The 22580-nt window shown below is 69.7% G+C and carries 21 protein-coding genes and 1 tRNA gene; 8 read left to right on the top strand and 14 right to left on the bottom strand.

Going from position 1 to position 22580, the window contains the following annotated elements; genetic code table 11:
- The first annotated feature begins 2 nt into the window (after positions 1–2).
- The 3 genes from WQ56_RS06645 to WQ56_RS06655 are packed head-to-tail and all read left to right on the top strand — an operon-like array spanning position 3 to position 4276.
- Positions 3–1493 carry an efflux transporter outer membrane subunit gene (locus WQ56_RS06645; RefSeq protein WP_047136295.1) on the top strand — a complete coding sequence of 497 codons (1491 nt, stop codon included), beginning with the start codon at positions 3–5 and terminating at the stop codon, positions 1491–1493.
- Positions 1490–2677: an efflux RND transporter periplasmic adaptor subunit gene (locus WQ56_RS06650; protein ID WP_047136296.1), complete on the top strand. Its 1188-nt coding sequence runs from the start codon at positions 1490–1492 to the stop codon at positions 2675–2677. The genes WQ56_RS06645 and WQ56_RS06650 overlap by 4 nt, the downstream gene beginning before the upstream one ends.
- Before the next feature lie 24 nt (positions 2678–2701).
- Positions 2702–4276, top strand: a complete 1575-nt coding sequence (locus tag WQ56_RS06655) for a DHA2 family efflux MFS transporter permease subunit (RefSeq protein WP_047136297.1) — start codon at positions 2702–2704, stop codon at positions 4274–4276.
- A 153-nt stretch (positions 4277–4429) separates the two neighbouring features.
- On the opposite strand, the gene WQ56_RS17670 is transcribed toward WQ56_RS06655, so the two are convergent.
- The 3 genes from WQ56_RS17670 to radA all read right to left on the bottom strand — a co-directional run bounded on the left by WQ56_RS17670 (position 4430) and on the right by radA (position 7259).
- A complete protein-coding gene (locus tag WQ56_RS17670; protein ID WP_156170408.1) occupies positions 4430–5008 on the bottom strand; it encodes a hypothetical protein in 579 nt (192 codons plus the stop codon).
- A 73-nt stretch (positions 5009–5081) separates the two neighbouring features.
- Positions 5082–5843, bottom strand: coding sequence for a 2OG-Fe(II) oxygenase family protein (locus WQ56_RS17675; protein ID WP_052772886.1), 762 nt, complete (start codon positions 5841–5843; stop codon positions 5082–5084).
- 27 nt (positions 5844–5870) lie between these two features.
- Positions 5871–7259: a DNA repair protein RadA gene (radA, locus tag WQ56_RS06670; protein ID WP_047136298.1), complete on the bottom strand. Its 1389-nt coding sequence runs from the start codon at positions 7257–7259 to the stop codon at positions 5871–5873.
- Positions 7260–7390: 131 nt separating this feature from the next.
- On the opposite strand from radA, the gene WQ56_RS06675 reads away from it, so the two are divergent.
- On the top strand, positions 7391–8446 hold the full coding sequence (locus WQ56_RS06675) for a diguanylate cyclase (protein ID WP_047136299.1): 1056 nt from the start codon (positions 7391–7393) through the stop codon (positions 8444–8446).
- A gap of 16 nt (positions 8447–8462) precedes the next feature.
- Here WQ56_RS06675 and WQ56_RS06680 read toward each other — a convergent pair whose 3' ends face one another.
- Together WQ56_RS06680 and WQ56_RS06685 are read right to left on the bottom strand one after the other, a co-directional pair.
- A complete protein-coding gene (locus WQ56_RS06680) occupies positions 8463–9017 on the bottom strand; it encodes a nucleoside 2-deoxyribosyltransferase (protein WP_047136300.1) in 555 nt (184 codons plus the stop codon).
- Positions 9018–9895: 878 nt separating this feature from the next.
- Positions 9896–10282, bottom strand: coding sequence for a hypothetical protein (locus tag WQ56_RS06685; protein ID WP_156170411.1), 387 nt, complete (start codon positions 10280–10282; stop codon positions 9896–9898).
- Between the two features lie 454 nt (positions 10283–10736).
- Between WQ56_RS06685 and WQ56_RS19415 the strand changes: the two genes are divergently transcribed.
- The 3 genes from WQ56_RS19415 (at position 10737) to WQ56_RS18025 (ending at position 12190) form a co-directional block, all read left to right on the top strand.
- Positions 10737–10871 (top strand): hypothetical protein, encoded by a 135-nt coding sequence (locus WQ56_RS19415; protein ID WP_255350607.1) that lies wholly within the window; start codon positions 10737–10739, stop codon positions 10869–10871.
- Positions 10872–10953: 82 nt separating this feature from the next.
- Entirely contained in the window at positions 10954–11265 is a 312-nt protein-coding gene (locus WQ56_RS18020; RefSeq protein ID WP_047136301.1) for a helix-turn-helix transcriptional regulator, read from the top strand.
- Positions 11234–12190, top strand: coding sequence for a reverse transcriptase family protein (locus WQ56_RS18025; RefSeq protein ID WP_197076446.1), 957 nt, complete (start codon positions 11234–11236; stop codon positions 12188–12190). Before WQ56_RS18020 ends, WQ56_RS18025 begins: the two co-directional genes overlap by 32 nt.
- A gap of 201 nt (positions 12191–12391) precedes the next feature.
- Here WQ56_RS18025 and WQ56_RS06695 read toward each other — a convergent pair.
- The 6 genes from WQ56_RS06695 to murJ all read right to left on the bottom strand — a co-directional run bounded on the left by WQ56_RS06695 (position 12392) and on the right by murJ (position 19694).
- Positions 12392–12467: transfer RNA gene (locus WQ56_RS06695), tRNA-Thr, on the bottom strand.
- Positions 12468–12503: 36 nt separating this feature from the next.
- The gene (gene ispH / locus WQ56_RS06700) at positions 12504–13454 is read right to left on the bottom strand and encodes a 4-hydroxy-3-methylbut-2-enyl diphosphate reductase (protein ID WP_047136302.1); all 951 of its coding nucleotides are present in this window, start codon (positions 13452–13454) and stop codon (positions 12504–12506) included.
- Between the two features lie 213 nt (positions 13455–13667).
- Positions 13668–14156 carry a signal peptidase II gene (gene lspA / locus WQ56_RS06705; RefSeq protein ID WP_047136303.1) on the bottom strand — a complete coding sequence of 163 codons (489 nt, stop codon included), beginning with the start codon at positions 14154–14156 and terminating at the stop codon, positions 13668–13670.
- Positions 14156–16972 (bottom strand): isoleucine--tRNA ligase, encoded by a 2817-nt coding sequence (gene ileS / locus WQ56_RS06710; RefSeq protein WP_047136358.1) that lies wholly within the window; start codon positions 16970–16972, stop codon positions 14156–14158. The genes lspA and ileS overlap by 1 nt, the downstream gene beginning before the upstream one ends.
- Before the next feature lie 68 nt (positions 16973–17040).
- Complete coding sequence (locus WQ56_RS06715) at positions 17041–18036, bottom strand: bifunctional riboflavin kinase/FAD synthetase (protein ID WP_047136304.1); 996 nt, start codon at positions 18034–18036, stop codon at positions 17041–17043.
- A gap of 113 nt (positions 18037–18149) precedes the next feature.
- Positions 18150–19694 (bottom strand): murein biosynthesis integral membrane protein MurJ, encoded by a 1545-nt coding sequence (gene murJ / locus WQ56_RS06720; protein WP_082132244.1) that lies wholly within the window; start codon positions 19692–19694, stop codon positions 18150–18152.
- A gap of 178 nt (positions 19695–19872) precedes the next feature.
- Between murJ and rpsT the strand changes: the two genes are divergently transcribed.
- On the top strand, positions 19873–20145 hold the full coding sequence (rpsT, locus tag WQ56_RS06725; RefSeq protein ID WP_047136305.1) for a 30S ribosomal protein S20: 273 nt from the start codon (positions 19873–19875) through the stop codon (positions 20143–20145).
- A gap of 326 nt (positions 20146–20471) precedes the next feature.
- Here the strand turns inward: rpsT and cgtA are convergent, their stop codons facing one another.
- The 3 genes from cgtA to rplU all read right to left on the bottom strand — a co-directional run bounded on the left by cgtA (position 20472) and on the right by rplU (position 22299).
- On the bottom strand, positions 20472–21512 hold the full coding sequence (cgtA, locus tag WQ56_RS06730) for an Obg family GTPase CgtA (RefSeq protein ID WP_047136306.1): 1041 nt from the start codon (positions 21510–21512) through the stop codon (positions 20472–20474).
- Positions 21513–21705: 193 nt separating this feature from the next.
- Entirely contained in the window at positions 21706–21966 is a 261-nt protein-coding gene (gene rpmA, locus WQ56_RS06735) for a 50S ribosomal protein L27 (RefSeq protein ID WP_047136307.1), read from the bottom strand.
- Between the two features lie 12 nt (positions 21967–21978).
- A complete protein-coding gene (rplU, locus tag WQ56_RS06740) occupies positions 21979–22299 on the bottom strand; it encodes a 50S ribosomal protein L21 (RefSeq protein ID WP_047136308.1) in 321 nt (106 codons plus the stop codon).
- Between the last annotated feature and the right edge of the window lie 281 nt (positions 22300–22580).

A 22580-nucleotide genomic window follows, 5' to 3' on the forward strand; every position in this document is an offset into this window, starting at 1 on the left:
CCATGCCTCCTTCCACGACACGCGCCCGGCGACGGGCGCCGGCCGCGGCGTTGCCGATCGTCGCCGCGCTGCTGCTCGCAGGCTGCGTCAGCAGCCGGGGCCTGGCGCCGCAGCTCACGCCCACCGATGCCGATACGCTCGTCGCCGGCCGCAGCCTGGCGGGCACGCCGCTCAGCGCCGCCGGCTTCCCGCGCGGCGACTGGTGGACCGCGTTCGGCGATCCGCAGCTCGACGCATTGATCATCGAGGCGCTGCGCGACAGCCCGACGCTGGCCGCCGCCGATGCCCGCGCCCGCAGCGCTCAGGCGCAGGCCGGGCTCGCCGATGCGCAGCGCCGGCCGACGCTCGGCGCCAGCGCGCGCGTCAGCGGCGTGCGGCTGCCCGAGACGATCGCGCCCGACCCGGTCGGCGGCGACTTCAAGGCCAGCGGCGTGCTGATGCTCGACTTCGCATGGGCGCCCGACCTGTGGGGCGGCCAGCGCGCGGCATTCGAGGCCGCCGCCGGCCAGGCGCGCGCGGCCGAGGTCGATGCGCAGGCCGCGCGCCTGACGCTGTCGTCGAACGTCGCCCGCACCTACGTCGCGCTGGCACAGGCCTTCGATGCGCAGGACGTGGCGCAGCGCGAGATCGACCGCGCCACCCGTCTGCGCGATCTTGCGCGCCAGCGCGTGGAGGCCGGCCTCGACAACCAGTTGCAGCTGCGCAACGCCGACACCGCGATCGGCATCGCACGCCAGCAGGCGCAGGCCGCGCAGCAGCAGATCGACGCGCTGCGCAACGCGCTGGCCGCGCTGCTGGGCAAGGGCCCGGACCGCGGCCTGGACGTCGCCCGCCCCCGCCTGCTGCAGGCCTCGGCCCCGTCGGTGCCGGCCGTGTTGCCGAGCGAGCTGCTGGGCCATCGCGCCGACGTCGTCGCCGCGCGCTGGCGCGTCGAGGCCGCCGCCCGCGGCGTGGACGCCGCCCAGGCCGCGTTCAGGCCGAGCGTCAACCTCAGCGCGCTGGTCGGCCTCGCGGCGGGCAGCCTGTCGGACCTGTTCGGCAGCGACGCGGTGCTCGGCTTCGGCGGCCCCGCGCTCAGCCTGCCGATCTTCGATGGCGGCCGGCTGCGTGCGGGCCTGGCGCAGCGCGACGCCGACTACGATGCCGCGGTCGCGGCCTACGATCAGACGCTGGTCGCCGCGCTGCGCGAGGTGGCCGACGCGCTGCAGGCCGCGCGCGCACTCGATGCGCAGATCGGTACCGTCGCCGACGCGACCGAGGCCGCCCGCCAGGCCTTCTCGCTCGCCGACACCCGCTATCGCGCCGGCATCGGCAACCAGCTCGACGTCCTCGCCGCGCAGCGTCCGCTGTTCCAGCTCGAGCAGCAGCTCGCCACGCTGCGTGCGCAGCGGCTCGGCGCCGCGGTCGACCTCGACCGCGCGCTCGGCGGCGGCCTGACGCCCGCCGCGCCCTCCCCTTCCACGCAGAACCAAGCCGGGGCGACCACGCCATGACTTCCGAACCCAACACCGCCACCCCGCCGCAGAAGAACGGCAAGCGCCGCCGCGCCCTCACGATCCTCGCCACCGTCGCCATCGTCGCCGGCGCCGGCTGGGCCGCGTGGTATCTGCTGGTCGCGCGCTGGCACCAGGACACCGACGACGCCTACGTGCAGGGCAACGTCGTCAGCATCGTGCCGCAGACGATGGGCACGGTCGTCTCGATCGACGCCGACGAGGGCATGCGCGTCGAGGCCGGCCAAGCGCTGGTGCACCTCGATTCCAACGACGCGCAGGTCGCCTACGACCAGGCGGTCGCGAACCTCGCCGGCACGGTCCGCCAGGTGCGCGGCCTCTACAGCAGCGTCGAATCCGGCCAGGCCGAACTGGCCGCGCGTCAGGTCGCCGTTCGCCAGGCGCGCGAGGACGTCAGGCGCCGCGAGGGCCTGGTCGCCAGCGGCGCGGTCTCGCGCGAGGAACTCGCCCACGCCCGCGACGTGCTGGCCGGCGCGGAGGCCGCGCTGTCGGCCTCGCAGGGCCAGCTCTCGCGCAGCCGCGCGCTGGTCGACGCGACCGAGGTCGCCAGCCAGCCGCAGGTCCAGGCCGCTGCCGCGCAGCTGCGTCAGGCCTGGCTGGACCTGCAGCGCATGGCCATCGTCGCGCCGGTGTCGGGCCACGTCGCCCGGCGCGAGGTGCAGTTGGGCCAGCGTGTGCAGCCGGGCAACACGCTGATGACGATCGTGCCGCTGGAACAGGTGTGGGTGGAGGCCAACTTCAAGGAGACCCAGCTCACCGGCATGCGCATCGGCCAGCCGGTCGAGGTGCGCGCCGACCTCTACGGCGGCGACGTGCGCTACACCGGCAAGGTCGCCAGCCTCGGCATGGGCACCGGCAGCGCGTTCTCGCTGCTGCCGGCGCAGAACGCCAGCGGCAACTGGATCAAGATCGTCCAGCGCGTGCCCGTGCGCATCGAACTCGACCCCGCGCAACTGGCCGAGCATCCGCTGCGTCTTGGCCTGAGCATGCACGTCGATGTCGCCGTGCGCGACCAGGACGGCCCGGTGCTGGCCACGGCGCAGGCGCCGCGCGCCGCGCCGCTGCTGTCGACCGACGCCTATGCAGAGCAGCTGGCGCAGGCCGATGCGCTGATCACGCGCACGATCGAGGCCAACCTGCCCCAGCTCGCCGCCCGCCGCTGAGCCGCCCCCGGCATCGAGCCCGCCATGTCCACGACCACTGCCGACGCGCCGGGCGCCCCCGCCCCGGCCGCCTCATCCGCCTTCCGTCCGCCGAACCTGGCGCTGACGACGATCGGCCTTGCGCTGGCGTCGTTCATGCAGGTGCTCGACATCACGATCGCCAACGTCTCGCTGCCGACGATCGCCGGCAACCTCGGCGCGAGCTCCAACCAGGCGACGTGGGTGATCACCTCGTTCGCGGTCAGCAACGCGATCGCATTGCCGCTGACCGGCTTCATGACCCGCCGCTTCGGCGAGCGCAAGCTGTTCGTGTGGGCGACGTTCGCGTTCGTGATCGCCTCGCTGCTGTGCGGACTGGCGTCGAGCATGGGCTTCCTGGTCGCCGCGCGCGCGCTGCAGGGCTTCGTCGCCGGCCCGATGTACCCGGTGACCCAGGCGCTGCTGATCTCGATCTATCCCCCGGCCAAGCGCGGCCAGGCGATCGCGCTGCTGGCGATGGTCACCGTGGTCGCGCCGATCTGCGGCCCGATCCTCGGCGGCTGGATCACCGACAACTACAGCTGGGAATGGATCTTCTTCATCAACGTGCCGATCGGCATCTTCGCCAGCCTCGTGGTCGCCAGCCAGTTGCGCGGGCGCCCGGAGAAGCTAGAGAAGCCGAAGATGGACTACGTCGGCCTGATCACGCTGATCGTCGGCGTCGGCGCGCTGCAGACGCTGCTCGACCTGGGCAACGAGGAGGACTGGTTCGCGTCGACGAAAATCGTGTGGTTGGCGATCGCCTCGGTGCTGGGCCTGGCGGTGTTCCTGATCTGGGAGCTCACCGAGAAGGACCCGATCGTCAACCTGCGGCTGTTCCGGCACCGCAACTTCGCCTTCGGCACGCTCGCGATGGTGCTCGGCTACTCGGCGTTCTTCGCCGTGGGCCTGCTGGTGCCGCTGTGGCTGCAGCGCAACCTCGGCTACACGCCGATCTGGGCGGGCTTCGCGACCGCGCCGATCGGCATCCTGCCCGTGCTGCTCACGCCGCTGGTGGGCAAGTACGCGACCCGCTTCGACCTGCGCATCCTGGCCACGTTCGCGTTCATGGTGATGGCGTTCACCAGCTTCATCCGCTCGGGCTTCAACCTGGAGGTCGACTTCCAGCACGTGGCGACGGTGCAATTGTGGCAGGGCCTGGGCGTGGCGCTGTTCTTCATGCCGGTGCTGACGATCCTGCTGTCGGACCTCGAACCGCACGAGATCGCCGCCGGCTCGGGCCTGGCGACGTTCGTGCGCACGCTCGGCGGCAGCTTCGCGGCGTCGCTGACCACCTGGGCCTGGAACCAGCGCAGCACCATCCACCACGCGCAGCTGACCGAGCACATCCCCGCGCACGATCCGGCGATCCAGCAGACCGTCGCCGCGCTCGGCCAGGGCGACGTGCAGCGCGGCGCGATGATGCTCGATCAGATGATCGCCCAACAGGCCACGCAGATCGGTTTCAACGAGATCTTCCACCTGCTGGGCATCCTGTTCCTGCTGGTGATCGCGTTTGTCTGGATGGCGCGGCCGCCGTTCGCGGCGAAGGTGGGCGGCGCGGCCTCCGGCGGGCACTGAGCCGGCGCGCCCGCGCGAACGACGTTCCGACCACAGGCGCACTTTCCTGCGCGCGCGATAGGCATTCGATGGCAGCGTGCCTCATGCCCCTGTAGGAGCGCGCTCGCGCGCGATGAAGCGTTCCGGTAAATGCCCTCGCGCGCGAGCGCGCGCCTACGCAGGCGACGCCAGCAGCGCCAGCCCGGCGATCAGGCCCAGCCCCAGCCCAGCGATCACCTCAGGCAGCGTGTGTCGCCCCATCCGCAGCCGCGCCCAGCCCAGCAGCGGCAGCGCGGCCAGGGCGGCGACCGCCGCGACCGGCGACAACGGCCAGGCCGCCACGCCGGCGAACGCCAGGCTCGCCATGTGCAGCGACAGCTTGATCCAGCGGTTCGCCAGACCGGCCGCGCCCAGCATCGAGGCGGCGGCGAGCACGCCATTCGAGGTCGCCGAGCCGCGACCGCCCATCCACAGCCAGTAGCCACCGGCGACGACCAGCGCCAGCCCGTAGAGCAGCGGCCGCTCCTGCCGACGCGACGCATCGACCGTTTCCCAGTGCCCGCCCCGCCGGCGCTGCCAGATGAAGGCGGACACGATTCCGACCGCAGCGAGGATGCCCAGCGCCGTGCGCCCCAGCGACGCCGGCGCGACACGCCACGCCGCCAGCAGCGCGAGCGCCGCGAACACCGCGAACGGGTGCAGGACGATCGAGACGATGCGGGCGACCGCCCGCGGCGAGGCGGGACCGCTCATCGCATGCCCTGGACCGTGGCCGCGCATCGCGTAGGCACGCGCATCGGCGCACGACGCGTCGCCGTCCATGCGATCACGACGCGCGCCACCAGCCGGTGATCGACAGCCGGGCCGACTCGACGAACGGCGAGACCGCCGTCACCAGGTGCGGACGCGGCACCCGGAACAGCGCGAGTGTGTTGAACCCTGGCACGAGGGCGTGCGTCACGCGGTCGTCCGCGTCCAGGAACTGCAACTGGCCGCCGTCGTCTGCGCGCCAGCCCGGCGAGAGGCCCAGCACGTAAGCCAGCCGTCGCTGCTTGCCGGGATGGTCGTCGTCATGCCGGGTCAGAAAATGCCCTGCGCGGTAGCGCGTCGCCTGCGCGTCGCCGAAGTCGATGTCGTCGACGCCGGTGACCGCACGCACCAGGTCGCGCAGCGGACCGCCGCCCAGCAGCGCGCGGAACCGGTCCAGCGCCGGCGGCAGCGGGCCGGGGTCGTAGTCGACGTCGTGGACCGGAAACCGTTCGTAGAGATACTGCATGCCGCGGCGCGTCTCCTCGAAGACCAGCGCCTGCAACGGCCGCAATGCGGCGGCCTCCATCTGTGCGATTGCGGCGGCATCGAAATCGCGATGCCGCCCGTCGATCCGCGTCACCAGCGCCCAGCGGGTCCGGTCCAGGAGACAGGCGCGCAGCGCCCGCGCGAAGTCGTCGGCCAGTACCTGGGGCACGACGACGTGGCCGTCGCGTGCGAAGTCGCTCCGCAACCGGTCGAGATCGTGCCGGGGCCCGGGCGGCATGCCGTCGACGGGTGCCCCGGCCTGCACCGTATCCGCCGGGCCGGCCCCGCTCATCGGCGCGACGCCCGCCGGGCCCGGCGCTCATACATGCTCGAGCGCCTCGGCCAGCCGCTCGACCGCGATGACCTCCATGCCCTTGTAGGTGCCGGCCTTGGGCGCGTTGGCGCGCGGCACGATCGCCCGCACGAAGCCGTGCGTGGCGGCCTCCTTCAGGCGTTCCTCGCCGTTGGGCACCGGCCGGATCTCGCCGGCCAGGCCGACCTCGCCGAAGGCGATGGTCTTCTCCGGCAGCGGTATGTCGCGCAGCGACGACAGCACCGACAGCAGCACCGGCAGGTCGGCCGCGGTCTCCTGCACGCGGATGCCGCCGACGACGTTGACGAACACGTCCTGGTCGCCGGTCATGATCCCGCCGTGCCGGTGCAGCACCGCGAGCAGCATCGCCAGCCGGTTGCCCTCCAGACCGACCGCGACGCGGCGCGGGTTCGACAGCGGCGAGGCGTCGACCAGGGCCTGCACCTCGACCAGCAGCGGCCGGGTGCCCTCGCGCGTGACCATGATGCAGCTGCCTGGCTGCTGTGCGCCGGCGCCCGACAGGAAGATCGCCGACGGGTTGGCGACCTCCTTGAGGCCCTTCTCGCCCATCGCGAACACGCCCAGTTCGTTGACCGCGCCGAACCGGTTCTTGAATGCGCGCATCACCCGGAAGCGGCTGCCGCTGTCGCCCTCGAAGTACAGCACCGCGTCGACCATGTGCTCGAGCACGCGCGGGCCGGCGATGCCGCCCTCCTTGGTCACGTGCCCGACCAGGAACACCGCGGTGCCGGTCTCCTTGGCATAGCGCACCAGGCGCGCGGCGGATTCGCGGACCTGGCTCACCGAGCCGGGGGCCGCGGTCAGCGACTCGGTCCACAGCGTCTGGATCGAGTCGGCGATGATCAGTCCGGGCTTGAGCCTGGACGCGTGCTCGAGGATGCGCTCGATGCCGGTCTCGGCCAGCGCGTGCAGGCCGTCGAGCGACAGCCCCAGGCGCACCGCGCGCCCGGCGACCTGCGCCAGCGATTCCTCGCCGGTGACGTACAGCCCCGGCAGCGTGTGGGCCATGCGCGCCAGCGCCTGCAGCAGCAACGTCGACTTGCCGATGCCCGGATCGCCGCCGATCAGCACCACCGCGCCCTCGACGAGGCCGCCGCCGAGCACCCGGTCGAACTCGCCGATGCCGGTCGACACGCGCACGTCCTCGCCCTGCTGCACGTCCTTGAGCGCCATGACCTTCGGTGCGTCGACCTTGCCGGCCCAGCCAGCGCGGCGCGCGGCGGGCGATTTCGCGGCCGCCGCGCTCTCGAGCACGATCTCGGCGATCGTGTCCCAGGCCCCGCAGGCGCTGCACTGGCCCTGCCACTTGCTGTAGTCGGCGCCGCACTCGTTGCAGACGAAGGCGGTTCGGGCTTTGGCGGCGGGCTTGGCCATCGGAAATCGGTCCATTGCGGGACCGGCAGGATAGCCGAGCGCGGTCGCAGCGCAGGAGACGCGCACGCCCCCGGGCACGCGCCGAAGCCCGCTACAATCGCGACGGACAGACCGGCCCGGGGGGCCGCCCGATGCCCTACCGCGACGACCTCCACGACCGGACGCGAGCGTCGGCTCTGCTGTTCGCATCGCGCATCCACCGCATGCGGATGCTGGGCACGGTGCTGTGCGCGCTGCCGATCGCCTCGGTGCTGGCCGAGCGCGGCGCACCGGGCTGGCTGTGGGCCGCGCTGGCGATCAACGCGCTGGCATGGCCGCAACTCGCCTGGCAGCTGTCCCGCCGTGCGCGCGACCCGATCGCCGCCGAGTACCGCAACCTGCTCGCCGACGCCGCGGCCGGCGGACTGTGGATCGTGGCGATGGCGGTGAGCCTGCTGCCGACCGCGGTCATGGCGACGGTGCTCAGCGCCGACCGGCTCGCCGCCGGCGGCTGGCGCCTGTTCCGTCGGGCCGCCTTCGTGTTCGTGCTCGCCTTCGTGACCGGCTGGGCGGTCGCCGGTTTTCCGTTCGCGCCGGAGACGTCGACGCGGACGCTGCTCGCCTGCCTGCCGCTGATGTTCGGTTACCACATCGCACTGAGCCTGGTGACCTACCGGCTGGGCAGGACCATTGCCCGGCAGAACCGCGACCTCGAGCGCACCAACCGCACCGATTCCGGCAGCGACCTGCCCAACCGGCGGCACTTCGACATCCGCACCCACGACGCGTTCGCGCGCTTCGAGCGCCACGGCGATCCGGCCACGCTGCTGATGATCGACATCGACGCCTTCAAGTCCATCAACGACCGCCATGGCCACGGCGTCGGCGACCTCGTGCTGCGGCGGGTGGCCGACGTGCTGCGCACCGCGGCCGGGGCCACCGACACCCCGGCGCGGATCGGCGGCGACGAGTTCGTGATCCTGCTCGCCCCCGCCGGACCGGCGCGCGCAGCCGCGGTCGCCGAGTACGTGCGCGCCGGCATCGCCGCGCTGTCCTTCGACGACCACCCCGCGTTGAGCTGCACCGCCAGCATCGGTGTCTCGACGACGCGCGCGGAGTTCGGCACGCCGGCCGACTGGCTGCACGATGCCGACGGCGCGCTCTATCGCGCCAAGGCGGCGGGACGCAACCGGGTCGTCGTGGCCTGAACCGCCTGTCGCGCCGCTACGCGGCGGACGTTGCCGATGCGCGCCCCGGTCCGCCGGGCAGCGCCCCGCGACGCGCGAGTTGCATCAGCGCCGTCGCGGCGTCGCCGACCACGAGCGGCGCCGGCACCGACAGCATCAGGTTCAGCGGCAGCCCGAACTCCTCGATGTTCCAGCCGTGCAGGTCCAGCACCCCGTCCGCGCCGATCGCCTGCGGATGCCGCTGGCGGATGCGCTGGGCGAACGTGCCGTCTTCGGGGATGTAGCCATGGACCGGCTTGCCGCGCGCGACCGCGTAACCGACCTCGAAGCAGGTCCCGCTATCGGGCTCGGGCCCGCGGAAGAAGTCGAGATTGGCGAGCACCGCGTCGGCTCGCTCGATCAGGCCGATGTTGGCCCGGTAGATCCACCGCGCCTGCTCGCCTGGATCGACGATCGCCGCGGGCACGTCCTGGTCGAGCGGATACAGCCCCTCGATCCCGAACCGCGCACACAACGCCTTGAGCTCGGCCCCGCGCGCGCGGGCATCGGGCCGGAACACATCGGGCCCGGCGAGGTACAGGGAGCGGATCATCGTGGGGGCACGTCACGGGAAAGACCGCATTGTCGCGGCCGCGGCGAACGCGGGAAATGCGACCGGACGCCGCTGGCGTGCAGGGAACGCTGTCCGGTACGCGCGACAAAGCGGTATCGGCGCAGATGATCCAACACGATCCGCAGGCCCGCCTGCGCGGTGGCCGCTTCCAGCACTGCACCACCGCCGCCACGATCCCCTACCCGATGGCGTTAAACAGCAGAACAAGGAGCAGGCCGCACGCCATGCCAGGTAGCGCCGATCGGTCCAACACCGCTCGGACACCAGCGCACCAAGCTCCCGTTACACTCCTGCGATGCGCACCTCGCTGTTCTTCGAGAGCTAACTGAACGTCGGCGTCGAGGTTGCGTGGCGTGGATCACGTCACTCGACGGTATCTCCAGAGAAACCCATCCCTTCATTCGGATGACGTCGCCTAGCGGCGTCCAGGATCTTTCCTCGATTCGGTTTCAACCGGGGGGTCCCGATGAGGAGGCCTTCAGCTTCCCGGGCGACGACTTCGAAGGGGATCACCCGCCCAGCCTTCGCCGACATGGCGCTACGGGCTTTCCTGAGGGCTTCGACGGTAGCGATCAGAATTGAAGCGGTGCGCTGGTGCAGACGCAAAGGCTACCGATCTAGCTCCGGTGATCTTAGAGCTTCAGCAGCAAGGCGCCACCACCCTAGGCGCCATCGCTGACGCATTGAATGCAGGGGGGTTCACCACCCCACGCGGCGGTAGCTGGCATCGGTCGAGCGTGCGAAATCTGCTGCAGCGACTGCCCTAACGGCGCGCCGAAACGTCGAGCTACACGCTGCCGCCCTACGGGGGAAACCGGCATCGATTGATCTATTCAACCCGCCTCGGATTTTTGAGCTCATTGGGGCCAGATTGACCAACGGCGCTTTGCCGAGATGTGCTCGATCGCTAGGTCAATCTCGGTAAGCAGGCGCTCCCGCTTGTCCTCTGGGCCGTAGTCAGACCAGCTAACTCTCAGACCCTGAAGCAGTCTTAAAGTGACCGGGTAGTAGTGCGGGAAATTGCGGAGCTCGAAGACGACGGCAACCTGTCGATCAAGGCGCATCGGCTGGTCTGGGTTCTCCCGTTCCACCAGCTGCTTGATCAAGCTGTGATAGGTCTCAAAGCGTAGGCGCTTTGCCTCAGATCGCTTTGCGAGAATGAATTGAATCACCGCGAATGCAATCGGGAGAACCGTGACCACAACGCTTAGCTGCGCAGTGTTGGTTGCAATCCAGTCCCACATGTCGCCCTCCATTGTCTTACGACTGAGCCGCAATCGTAGAGATTTGATGGAGGCTGCACCATCTACACGGGAGCGACGGCGAAGTCCTCGAGAGCCGCTGCCGCTTGGATCGCGCCGAGCGTAAAAGTGGCGTCGCCCCGCTAAATAAACAAAACATGAACGACATCTTTTCGCTGTCAGCGAAAAAAGATTTGGCGATGTATGGTGTCCCTGTCATCGCGCGGGGACATCTCTCGCAACGACGTGAGTGGGCAACCACTCGTGGGACGCAAGTCCCGACACATTCCCGAAGCCATCGTCCCGTCATGCCCGGGCGATCCAGCGAGGGGGTCAGGTGGCTGCGTCGTGAGGCCGCAGCCAAGTGGTCAGAGGAGGGCTAAAGCCGACGTCCTACCCCATCTCCGTAGCAGCGTGAGAGCCCCCAATTCCTGGGAGGCGTTGCGGAGAACTGCATATGAGCAACAAAGCAGGGTATAGCGATGATGGGCGCCGGAAGCTGAGTTCGAAGTTCAAGCGTGCCTTTCGTAATCCTTGGGCGTTTCGCCTGCTGATGCTGGTCTGGAAGATCTACGACCACTTCAGCGAGTGAGTCCCCAAGAGGCGGCAGGTAAGCACGGTACGAACGAAGCACCCTCCTTCTAATCAACGGTCACTAGTTGCATAGGAGTGAAATGCTGCACAAAGCGCTAAAGACAATTAGGGAAGTCCATCAGATGCCGCAAGGCGACCTTGCGACTGCGCTGGACATATCACAGTCACACCTGTCTGAAATCGAGTCAGGCAGAAAGAAGAACGTCTCGGTCCAACTCTTAGCTCGATACGCAAGCATTTTTGATGTTCCGCCCTCCACTTTCCTCAGCTTCGCAGAAGCGCTGGAAGGGGAGTCTGAAAAGCGCAGGAAGAACGCACAACGCTTGTTGAGTGTTCTTGAATGGACTCTGGACAAGCCCAGTGATCGCATTGGACCAAAGCAGTCGATATGAGCTGGAGCTCTCGCCTCTCTATCGGCTTGGCCGAACCAAAGACCTTGCCGCCCTGCTGCGTTGGCGCGGAAATCCCAGCCAGCTAAAGGCTTTCAGCAAGCGCGACGATCACTTCGACGAGTACGATCAAGTCGACCCCAAGACGTTGAAGAAGCGTCACATTGAGGCGCCGAAGGCAGGCTTGAAACGTCTCCAGAGACGCCTGAATGCTCTCTTGCAGCGCATCCACGCCCCTCCGTACCTCCACTCGGGTATCCGTGGGCGATCCTATCTGACGCACGCCGGCACACACACGCAGGCAGAAGGCGCGACCCTAACAGCTGATATCAGCGACTACTATCCGAGCGTGTCTACCGAGCGATTGCAGCAGTTGTTCCGGAAGGACTTCCGATGCTCGATAGACGTTGCTTGGATACTTGCGCGACTTCTCTCATGTCGTGGTCACCTTGCTACCGGCAGTCCAGCGAGTGCCATTGTGGCCTTCATGGCAAACCGAAGCATTTTCGACGAGCTCGCCAAGCGCGCGACGAAGCGCGGGATTGCCTTCTCGCTGTACATGGATGATCTCGCATTCACTGGCAGAGGTGTGAACCGCAGTGATGCGGCGGCGGCAGGAGAACTGCTTATCCGGCACGGGCTCAGAATCAAGGCCAAGAAGACACGACTTTTCCACGCCGACCAGCCAAAGCTGGTCACCGGAGTTGCTTGGCGTAATGGCATCAAGCGCGCACCTAATGCTCAGCACAAGCTGATGAGAGAGGCGCTGCTAGTTCTGCAGCGAGCGCCACGAGAGCCCGGGCACTACAGAACGGCCATTGGTCGCGTGCAACACATCGCGATGCTGGATGACGTGCGAGGTCCGCAACTTCGCAAGAAGGCTCGCGAGCTCCGCGTCGGCCTGAAAGCACTTGAGTCCCCTAGGTAGGCCGAACCCGAAGTGGAGTGTTCGCCTGCTTGCGCCGCTCCCACTACGCGTGCCGAGACTGTCTCGTCCTTCAGCGCGGCGATCCGCCAGCGGAGAAGAGCCCAGAGCGACAGGACGGAGCGCCAAACCGACACCCCCAACCGGGGCACCGACGCCCCTCTAGAAACGAAAAACCCCTTGAAAACAAGGGGTTTATCGATTTGGTGCCGGAAATAGGAATCGAACCTACGACCTACGCATTACGAATGCGCCGCTCTACCAACTGAGCTATTCCGGCCTGGGACGCGAATTCTAGGGAGCGCCGGGCCGGCCGTCAATCGACCAGGCGCAGCCGCAGTTCCTTGGGCAGGGCGAAGACCATGCTCTCCGGCTCGCCGGAGAGCTCGCGGACGCCGCCGGCGCCAAGGTCGCGCAGGCGGTCGAGCACGCCCTGGACCAGCACGTCCGGGGCCGACGCGCCGGCGGTGACGCCGATGTGGTGGCGGCCGGCGACCCAGCGCGGGTCGATCTCGTCGGCGCCGTCGATCAGGTAGGCCTCGACGCCGTCGCGCTCGGCGAGCTCGCGCAGGCGGTTGGAGTTGGAGCTGTTGGGCGAGCCGACGACGAGCACCAGGTCGCATTCCTTCGCCAGATCGCGCACGGCGTCCTGGCGGTTCTGCGTGGCATAGCAGATGTCGTCGTTCTTCGGGCCCTGGATCGCGGGGAACTTCTCGCGCAGCGCGGCGATGACGCCGCGGGTATCGTCGACCGACAGCGTGGTCTGGGTCGTGTAGGCCAGGTTTTCTGGCTGGCCGACGTCGAGCGCGGCCACGTCGGCCTCGTCCTCGACCAGGTAGATGCTGCCGGCGCCGGCCTCGGCGCGCCACTGGCCCATCGTGCCCTCGACCTCGGGATGGCCGTGGTGGCCGATCAGCACGACGTCGCGGCCGGCGCGGCAATGGCGCGCGACCTCAAAGTGGACCTTGGTCACCAGCGGACAGGTCGCGTCGAAGACCTTGAGCCCGCGCCGGGCGGCCTCTTCGCGCACGGCCTGCGAGACGCCGTGCGCGCTGAAGATCACGGTCACGCCGTCGGGCACCTCGTCGAGTTCCTCTACGAAGATCGCGCCGCGGCGCTTGAGGTCCTCGACCACGAACCGGTTGTGCACGACCTCGTGGCGCACGTAGATCGGCGCGCCGAGCGTCTCGATCGCGCGCTTGACGATCTCGATCGCGCGGTCGACGCCGGCGCAGAAGCCGCGGGGGTTGGCGAGGACGATATCCATAGGAGCGCAAGTCTACCGGAGCACGCGGGAACGAGGCCGCAACGGGCGCGATGCAGCGTTTCCTGCCAGACAACCCCGCGACTGGCCCGTAGGCGCGGCGCTCGTGCTTGCATCCCCTTTTCGGGGACGCGCGATAGGCCTTGCCTGGAAAGCCCTATCGCGCGCGAGCGCGCTCCTACGGGGGGCGGATCGGGTATCGGTGCGACGTGCCGGTTACGGCTTCTTCGCGGGAAAGAACCCGAACAGCGCGATGCCGATCGCGCCGCCGACGATCGCCGCGTCGGCGATGTTGAACGCCGGCCAGTAGTAGTCGCGCCAGTGCCACTGGATGAAGTCGACGACGTGGCCGTGGATCTGGCGGTCGATGACGTTGCCCAGCGCCCCTCCGATCACCAGCGCGAACGGCAGCGCGGTGCGCCAATCGCGCCGCGGGGTCCTGGCCAGCCACCCGCCCAGGACGCCGCTGATGACGAGCGCCAGGATCGTGAAGAACCACTTCTGCCAGCCGCCGGCGGTCGCCAGGAAGCTGAACGCCGCGCCGGTGTTGTAGGTGCGGTACCAGTTCCAGAATCCTTCGATGACCGGGATCGCGGTGTACTCGGGCAGCGAGGTCAGCACCCACCACTTGGTCAGCTGGTCGAGCGCGATCACCACTGCCGAGAGCGCCAGCCACGGCAGCGCGTTGGGGGCGATGCGGGCCATCAGAACCACCTCCGGATCTCGCCGCCGCCATCGCGGCCGTCGGTCGAGATGTTGTCCACGCAGCGGCCGCACAGCCCCGGATGCTCGGGGTGCGTACCGACGTCGGCGCGGCGCTGCCAGCAGCGCACGCACTTGGGCTTGTCGGTCGCGCGCGCCGACACGCCGATCGCGGCCGCGCCTTCGTCGTCGACGAGCGTGACGTCGCCGCTGATCAGCAGGAAACGCAGTTCGTCGACGACCGGCGAGAGCCAGTTCGCATCGGCCACGCCGCAGCGCAGCTCGATCTCGGCATCGAGCGCGGCGCCGATCTCGCCGCTGGCGCGCATCGGCTCGAGCACCTTGGCCACGCGCTCGCGCAGTTCCAGCACGCGCTCGAAGTCCTGCGGCCCCCAGTCGGCGTCGCCGTCGAGCTGCGCCAGGTCCGGGTACCAGGTCGCGAACTGCACGTTGGCCTCGCGCGCGCCCTGCGCCGGCGCAGGCAGGTAGCCCCACATCTCGTCGGCGGTAAAGCTGAGCACCGGCGCGATCCAGCGCACGAAGGCCTCGGCGATGTGGTACATCGCGGTCTGCGCGCTGCGCCGCCCGACCGAGTGCTCGGGCATCGTGTACAGGCGGTCCTTGGTGACGTCGAGGTACAGCGACCCGAGGTCGACGCTGCAGAAGTTTGACAGCGCCTGGACGATCTCGGCGAAGTCGTAGCGCGCGTAGGCGGCCTCGATGCGCGCCTGCAGCAAAGCGGCGCGATGCACGATCCAGCGGTCGAGCGCGACCATGTCCTGCGGCGCGACCAGATCCGTCGCAGGCGCGAAGCCGGCCAGGTTGCCGAGCAGGAAGCGCGCAGTGTTGCGGATCCGGCGGTAGGCGTCGGCGGTGCGCTTGAGGATCTCCTGCGACAGCGACATCTCGTTGCTGTAGTCGGCCGATGCGATCCACAGGCGCAGGATGTCGGCGCCCAGCGTCTTCATGATGTCCTGCGGCTCGATGCCGTTGCCCAGCGACTTGGACATCTTGCGGCCGTGCTCGTCGACGGTGAAGCCGTGCGTCAGGCACTGCCGGTACGGCGCCGCCTTGTCGATGGCGACGCCGGTCAGCAGCGAGGACTGGAACCAGCCGCGATGCTGGTCGGAGCCCTCGAGGTAGAGGTCGGCCGGCTTGGGATACCCGCGCGCGCGCAGCACGCCCTCGTGGGTGACGCCCGAGTCGAACCACACGTCGAGGATGTCGGTGATCCTGTCGTAGTCGGCCGCATCACTGCCGAGCAGTTCGGCCGCGTCGAGCGTGTACCAGACGTCGACGCCGTGCTGCTCGACGCGGTCGGCGACGGCGCGCATCAGCTCGACCGTGCGCGGATGCGGTTCGCCGGTCTCGCGGTGCACGAACAGCGCGATCGGCACGCCCCAGGTGCGCTGGCGCGAGATCGTCCAGTCCGGGCGGTCGGCCACCATGCCGGCGATGCGCGCCTGCCCCCAGGCCGGGTACCAGGTCACGCCCTCGATCGCCGCGAGTGCATCGGTGCGCAACCCGCCCTGCTCCATCGAGATGAACCACTGCGGCGTGGCGCGGAACGCGATCGGCGTCTTGTGGCGCCAGCAGTGCGGATAGCTGTGTTCGAGCTTCGCGAACGCCAGCAGGCTGCCCTGCGCGCGCAGCGCGTCGACGATGACGTCGTTGGCCTTCCAGATGTGCAGGCCGGCGAGCGCGGTGTCGCCGATCGGCGGCGTCGACGGCAGGTAGACGCCGCGGCCGTCGACCGGATTGAGCTGCGCGGCACTGTAGCGCTCGAGCAGGCCGTAGGCCTTGCCGACGACGTAGTCCTCCTGGCCGTGGCCGGGCGCGGTGTGCACCGCGCCGGTGCCGTCCTCGGCCGACACGTGCTCGCCGAGGATCACCGGGATGTCGCGCTCGGCATAGAACGGATGGCCGAGCAGCAGGTGTTCGAGCGCACTGCCGGCGACGCGGCCGTGCACGACGACGTCGCCCTCGACGCCGTAACGGCGCAGCGCACCTTCGGCCAGCGCATCGGCCAGCACCAGCCAGCGACGGCGACCATCCTGCGCGACCGGCCCCTCGACCAGCGCGTATTCGAGCTCGGCGCCCAGCGACACCGCCAGCGACGCGGGCAGCGTCCACGGCGTCGTCGTCCAGATCGGCAGCGCGACCTCGACGCCGGCCGGCAGCGTCGCGCCGAAGGCGTGCGCGAACGCGGCGGCATCGCGCGCGACGTAGGCCACGTCGATCGCCGGCGAGACCTTGTCGGCGTACTCGATCTCGGCCTCGGCCAGCGCCGAGCCGCAGTCGAAGCACCAGTGCACCGGCTTGACGCCGCGGGTCAGGTGGCCGTTGTCGACGACCTTGGCCAGCGCGCGGATCTCGTCGGCCTCGAAGCGGAAGTCCAGCGTGCGGTACGGGTTGTCCCAGTCGCCCAGCACGCCCAGGCGCTTGAAGTCGCGCCGCTGCAGGTCGATCTGCGCGTTCGCGTACTCGCGGCACTTCTGCCGGAACTCGACCGCGTCGAGCTTGACCCCGACCTTGCCCCACTTCTTCTCGATCGCGATCTCGATCGGCAGACCGTGGCAGTCCCAGCCCGGGACGTAGGGCGCGTCGAAGCCGGCCAGGCCCTTGGACTTGACGATGATGTCCTTGAGGATCTTGTTGACTGCATGGCCGAGGTGGATCGTGCCGTTCGCGTACGGCGGGCCGTCGTGCAGCACGAACAGCGGACGGCCGTGCGCATGCGCGCGCAACTGCGCGTACAGGCCCTCGTCCTCCCAGCGCGCCAGCATCGCCGGCTCGCGCTTGGGCAGGTCGCCGCGCATCGGGAAGTCGGTCGCCGGCAGGTGGATCGTCGACTTGTAGGGGTTGGGGGAATTGTCGGCCTGGGCGCTCACGCGTAGTCCTGTCGTTGCGGTTCTTGTCGTGGTGGGGCGCCGGCGGCCGCCTCGGCGAGCAGGGCCCGGGCGCGGGCCGCGTCCAGGTCCATCTGCGCGACCAGGGCGGGCAGGTCGTCGAACTTCTCCTCGTCGCGCAGCCGGGCGACGAACTCGACCTCGATCCTGCGCCCGTACAGGTCGCCGTCGAAGTCGAACAGATGGGCCTCGAGCAGCGGCTCCACGCCGCCAACGGTGGGCCGGGTGCCGAAGCTCGACACCGACGGCCACGGCCGGCTTCGATCGGCATCGCTGCCGATGCCGTGCACGCGCGTGGCGTAGACGCCGCGCAGCGCCGGTACCTTGCCGCCGAAGCGCAGGTTGGCGGTCGGGTAGCCGAGCGTGCGGCCGAGCTGCTGGCCGCGCACCACGCGGCCGGACACCGCGTACGGCCGGCCCAGCAGACGGGCGGCGTGGACGAAGTCGCCGGCCACGAGCGCGGCGCGGATATGCGTGCTCGACACCCGCTCGCCGTCGACCACCAGCGGCTCGATCTCGCCGGCGACGAAGCCGGCCTCGCGGCCCAGCGCCTGCAGCGTCGCCAGTTCGCCGGCGCGCCGGTGCCCGAACCGGAAGCCCGGCCCGACCCAGACCTCGCGCGCGCGCAGCCGTGCCAGCAGCACCTGCTCGACGAAGGCCTCGGGCGACATCGCCGCCATCCGCGCATCGAAGCGCAGCAGCCCGACGACGTGGGCGCCGAGCGCGCGCAGGCCCTCGATCTTCGCCCGCACTGGCCCCAACCGCGGCGGCGGCGTCGCGGCGGCGAAGAACTCGCGCGGCAGCGGCTCGAAGCTCAGCGCGGCGGCGGCCACGCCCAGCGCATGCGCGCGCGCGACCGCGTGGCGCACCAGCGCCTGGTGCCCGAGGTGCAGGCCGTCGAACGCCCCGATGCAGACCACGCTGCCGTCGGCACACTCGGACCCGCCGGCGATGTCGCGGAACAGCCTGCTCATGGCGTCTCGTCGGGCGGAGACGGCGTCGGACGCCGCGCTCCGGAAGGTGACCGGAGATTATAGCGGGCGCAGCCCCCGCGCCGCGGCCCGCCCTGCCCCGGCGTCCGCGATGCTCAGTGCCGCAGGTGACGCGGCCGCAGCCCCAGGGCCAGCATCGCGACCCCGTAGGCGGCCGCCCCGGCGCCGATCGCCAGCGCCAGCCAGGCGATCCGGTGCTGCCAGCCGTCGATCGCGGTCCAGTCGCCGATCCAGCCGCGCAGCGCCAGCACCACCGCCGCCATCGCCACGCAAGCGCCGGCCAGCCGCAGCAGGTAGCGTGCCCAGCCCGGCTCGGGCACGAAGATCGCGCGCCGGCGCAGGTAGCGCCACAGCAGCGTCGCGTTGACCACGCCCGCCAGCGCCGTCGCCAGCGCGATGCCCCCGTGCGCACCCGGGACGTCGTACAGCCACAGCGGCGTGGTCAGCGCGATGGTCAGCGCGACGTTGGCCGCGACCGTCCAGATCGCCGCGCGCATCGGCGTCTTCGTGTCCTGGCGGGCGTAGAACGCCGGGGCCAGCACCTTGCTGAGCATGAAGGCCGGCACGCCCAGGCTCATCGCGGTCAGGCTGACGGCCGCCATCCGCGTGTCGTGGGCGCCAAATGCGCCGTAGTTGTAGACGGTCGCGGTGATCGGCTCTGCCAGCAGCAGCAGGCCGAGGCCAGCCGGCACGCCGGCCAGCAGCGCCATGCGCAGGCCCCAGTCCAGCGACTGGCTGTAGCCCTGCGCGTCCTGGGCCGCGTGCCGGCGCGAGAGGTGCGGCAGGATCACCGTGCCCAGCGCGACGCCGAACAGGCCCAGCGGGAACTCGATCAGCCGGTCCGAGTAGTACAGCCAGTCGACGCTGCCGCTGGCCAGCAGCGACGCGAACGCGGTGCCCACGATCAGGTTGACCTGGGCTACCGAGGAGGAGAACAGCGTCGGCAGCATCAGCCGCCCGACCTTGCGCACCTCGGCGTGGCCGAAGCCCGGCCGCAGCCGCGGCCGCAGCCCCAGCCGCCCCAGGGCCGGCCACAGCAGCGCGAGCTGCAGGAAGCCGGCGACCAGCACGCCCCAGGCCAGGCCCTGCGGCGGCAGGTCGAACCGCGGCGCCAGCCACAGCATCGCGGCGATCATCGTCAGGTTGTGCAGCACCGGCGTGAACGCCGGCAGCCCGAAGCGGCCGTGGCTGTTGAGGATCGACGCGGCCAGCGACATCAGCGAGATGAACAGCAGATACGGGAACGTGATCCGCAGCATCTGCGCGGTCTGCGCCAGCAGTTCTGGCTGATCGGCCCAGCCCGGCGCGAACAGCCGCGCGACCAGCGGCGCCAGCAGCATGCCGGCCGCGCAGACGACCAGCACCACCGCGCACAGCGCACCGGCCATGTGGTCGACGAAGGACTTCAGCGCAGCGCGGTCGCCCCGCTCCTTGATCTCGTTGAGCACGGGCACGAAGGCCATCGCCATCGAGCCCTCGGCGAACACCCGACGCAGGAAATTGGGGATGCGATAGGCGACAATGAAGGCGCTCATCGCGCCACCGGTACCGAACAGCGTCGCCTGCAGCATGTCGCGGGCGAAGCCGGCGATGCGCGACAGCAGGGTCATCGCGCTGAACACCGCGCTCGAGCGCAGCAGCCCGCCGCGTGCCCGGGCCTCGGGCGCCGCGGCGGCCGGATCGGAGGCCGTCACCGTCGCATCCCGTTCAGGCCGGGCCTGTTGACGCAAGTATATGAAAGCACCATAATTTCCTGCTCAAATTTCCATTGGTCCGGCCAAGCCGGATTTTCACACGTCCAGCTTCCAGGAATCCATCGTGGCAAACATCAAGTCCGCCAAGAAGCGCGCCAAGCAGACCGTCGTGCGCAACGCGCGCAACTCCGCCCAGCGCTCGCAGCTCCGCACCGCCGTCAAGAAGGTGCTCAAGGCGCTCGACGCCAACGACGCCGCCGGCGCGCAGGAGGCGTTCAACGTCGCCCAGCCGATCCTCGACCGTTTCAGCTCGCGCGGCCTGATCCACAAGAACAAGGCCGCCCGCCACAAGAGCCGCCTGTCGGCCCGCATCAAGGCGCTCAAGGCCGCTGCCTGAGCCCTGCCCGGCCGCCCCGGCGGTCGATGCGAGAAGAACCCGGCTCCGGCCGGGTTTTTTTGTGGCGCGGTATTGCGACCATGCCCGCGCAGCTGCCTGAGCGCGATGCGCGAAAGGCCGGCTTTGTTGGTGCACGCATCGCGGCCGAGCAACCGTGCCGGCTGCCTAACGCCTCCCCTTGTAGGAGCGCGCTCGCGCGCGATGGGCATTACCGGGAACACCCCATCGCGCGCGAGCGCGCTCCTACGGGAGACCGCGGCAAGCCCCAAGAACGCGAAACCCGGCCTGCGGCCGGGTTCCGGTGACGCGCACGTCGGCCCGCGCCGTCAGACCGCGTCGGCGGCCTCGCGCGCGGCGCGGTCGAGGTCGTCGAGCGCGGCCTGCACCTTGAGCATGACCTCGCGCGTGCCCTCGTGGGCCAGGCCCGAGACCAGGAACCACGGGCCGGCCCAGCCCAGCGCCTCGACGATCCGCGCGGCCTCGGCCTGCGCCTCTTCGGGCAGCAAGGTGTCGGCCTTGTTGATCAGCAGCCAGCGCGGCTTGTCGAGCAGCGCCGCATCGAACTTCCCGAGCTCGCGCTCGATCGCCCGCACCTGATCGACCGCATCGCTGCCGTCGAGCGGCGCGATCTCCACCAGGTGCAGCAGCAGCCGGGTGCGCTGGATGTGGCGCAGGAACAGCGCGCCCAGGCCCGCACCATCGGCCGCGCCCTCGATCAGGCCCGGAATGTCGGCGATCACGAAGCTGCGCGCCGGCTCGACGCTGACCACGCCCAGGTTCGGGTACAGCGTGGTGAACGGATAGTCGGCGACCTTCGGTGTCGCCGCCGAGACCGCACGGATCAACGTGCTCTTGCCGGCATTGGGAAAGCCCAGAAGACCGACGTCTGCCAGCAGCTTGAGCTCGAGCCGCAACGTGCGTTCCTCGCCGCCCTCGCCCGGCGTCGACTGGCGCGGCGAACGGTTGGTCGAGCTCTTGAAATGCATGTTGCCCAGGCCGCCCTTGCCGCCGCGCGCCACCAGCAGCCGCTGCCCGTGGGCGGTGAGGTCGCCGATGACCTCGTCGGTCGTGACGTTGTGCACGACGGTGCCGACCGGCACGACGATCGTCAGGTCGTCGCCGCCCTTGCCGTACATCTGCCGGCCCATGCCGTTCTCGCCGCGCTGCGCGCGGTACATCGTCTGATGCCGGAAATCGACCAGCGTGTTGAGGTTCTCGTCGGCGACCAGCCAGACGCTGCCGCCATCGCCGCCGTCACCGCCGTCCGGGCCGCCGAGCGGGATGAACTTCTCGCGCCGGAATCCGACGCAGCCATTGCCGCCGTTGCCAGCGGTGACGGTGATTTCGACTTCGTCGACGAGTTTCATAAGAGCCGGGATTCGGAATGGGGGATTCGGGATTGGAACAAGCGGTCAGCGCGATGAACCGACCCGGGACTCGCAAGCGCAGCGCGCTCGAATCCCGAATCCCCCATCCCGAATCCCGTCCGACAGGCCCACGGCCCGCCGGAATGAAAAACCCCGCCGGAGCGGGGCTTCGTGTCGGACGGCGTCGCGCGGATTACTGCGCGGCGACGACGTTGACGGTGCGACGGTTCTTCGGACCCTTGGTCGTGAACTCGACCTTGCCGTCGACCAGCGCGTACAGCGTGTGGTCGCGGCCCAGGCCGACGCCGCTGCCCGGATGGAACTGGGTGCCGCGCTGACGCACGATGATGTTGCCGGCCTCGATGGCCTGGCCGCCGTAGATCTTGACGCCGAGGTACTTCGGGTTGGAGTCGCGGCCGTTGCGCGAGGAACCTACGCCCTTCTTGTGTGCCATGCCTGCTGCTCCTTACTTGCTGCCACCGGCGATGCCGGTGATCTCGATTTCGGTGTAGTGCTGACGGTGACCCTGCCGCTTCATGTGGTGCTTGCGGCGGCGGAACTTGATGATGCGGATCTTGTCGGCGCGGCCGTGCGACTTGATCGTCGCGCTGACGCTGGCACCGGCGATCGCGTCGCCGAGCTTCACGCCGTCGGCGTCGCCGAGCAGCAGCACGTTGTCGAACTTGATCTCGCTGCCGACGTCGCCGTCGAGCTTCTCGACGCGCAGCGTCTCGCCCGCCATCACGCGGTACTGCTTGCCGCCCGTCACCAGGACTGCATAACTCATGACCAGACTTCCTCTGTAGTTATTGTGGTCGCTGCCGCCATCGAGGGCGGACAGGAGCGGGACTTTAATGGGATCAGTGGGTTGCGGTCAAGTCGCCCCAGGACCGGGCTTCATCCTGGGGCCGGCGTGCGCGCCGGGACCCGGGCTGCGCCACGGATTGCCCCGTAGGAGCGCGCTTGCGCGCGATGAAGCATTCCCGGGGATCCTGCTGAGAGACAGCCCTTCGCGCGCGAGCGCGCTCCTACGGAACGGCCCCTTCGCTGAACGGCGCCGTCTCACCA

The organism is Luteimonas sp. FCS-9 (assembly GCF_001014645.1).
Taxonomy (GTDB): Bacteria; Pseudomonadota; Gammaproteobacteria; order Xanthomonadales; family Xanthomonadaceae; genus Luteimonas.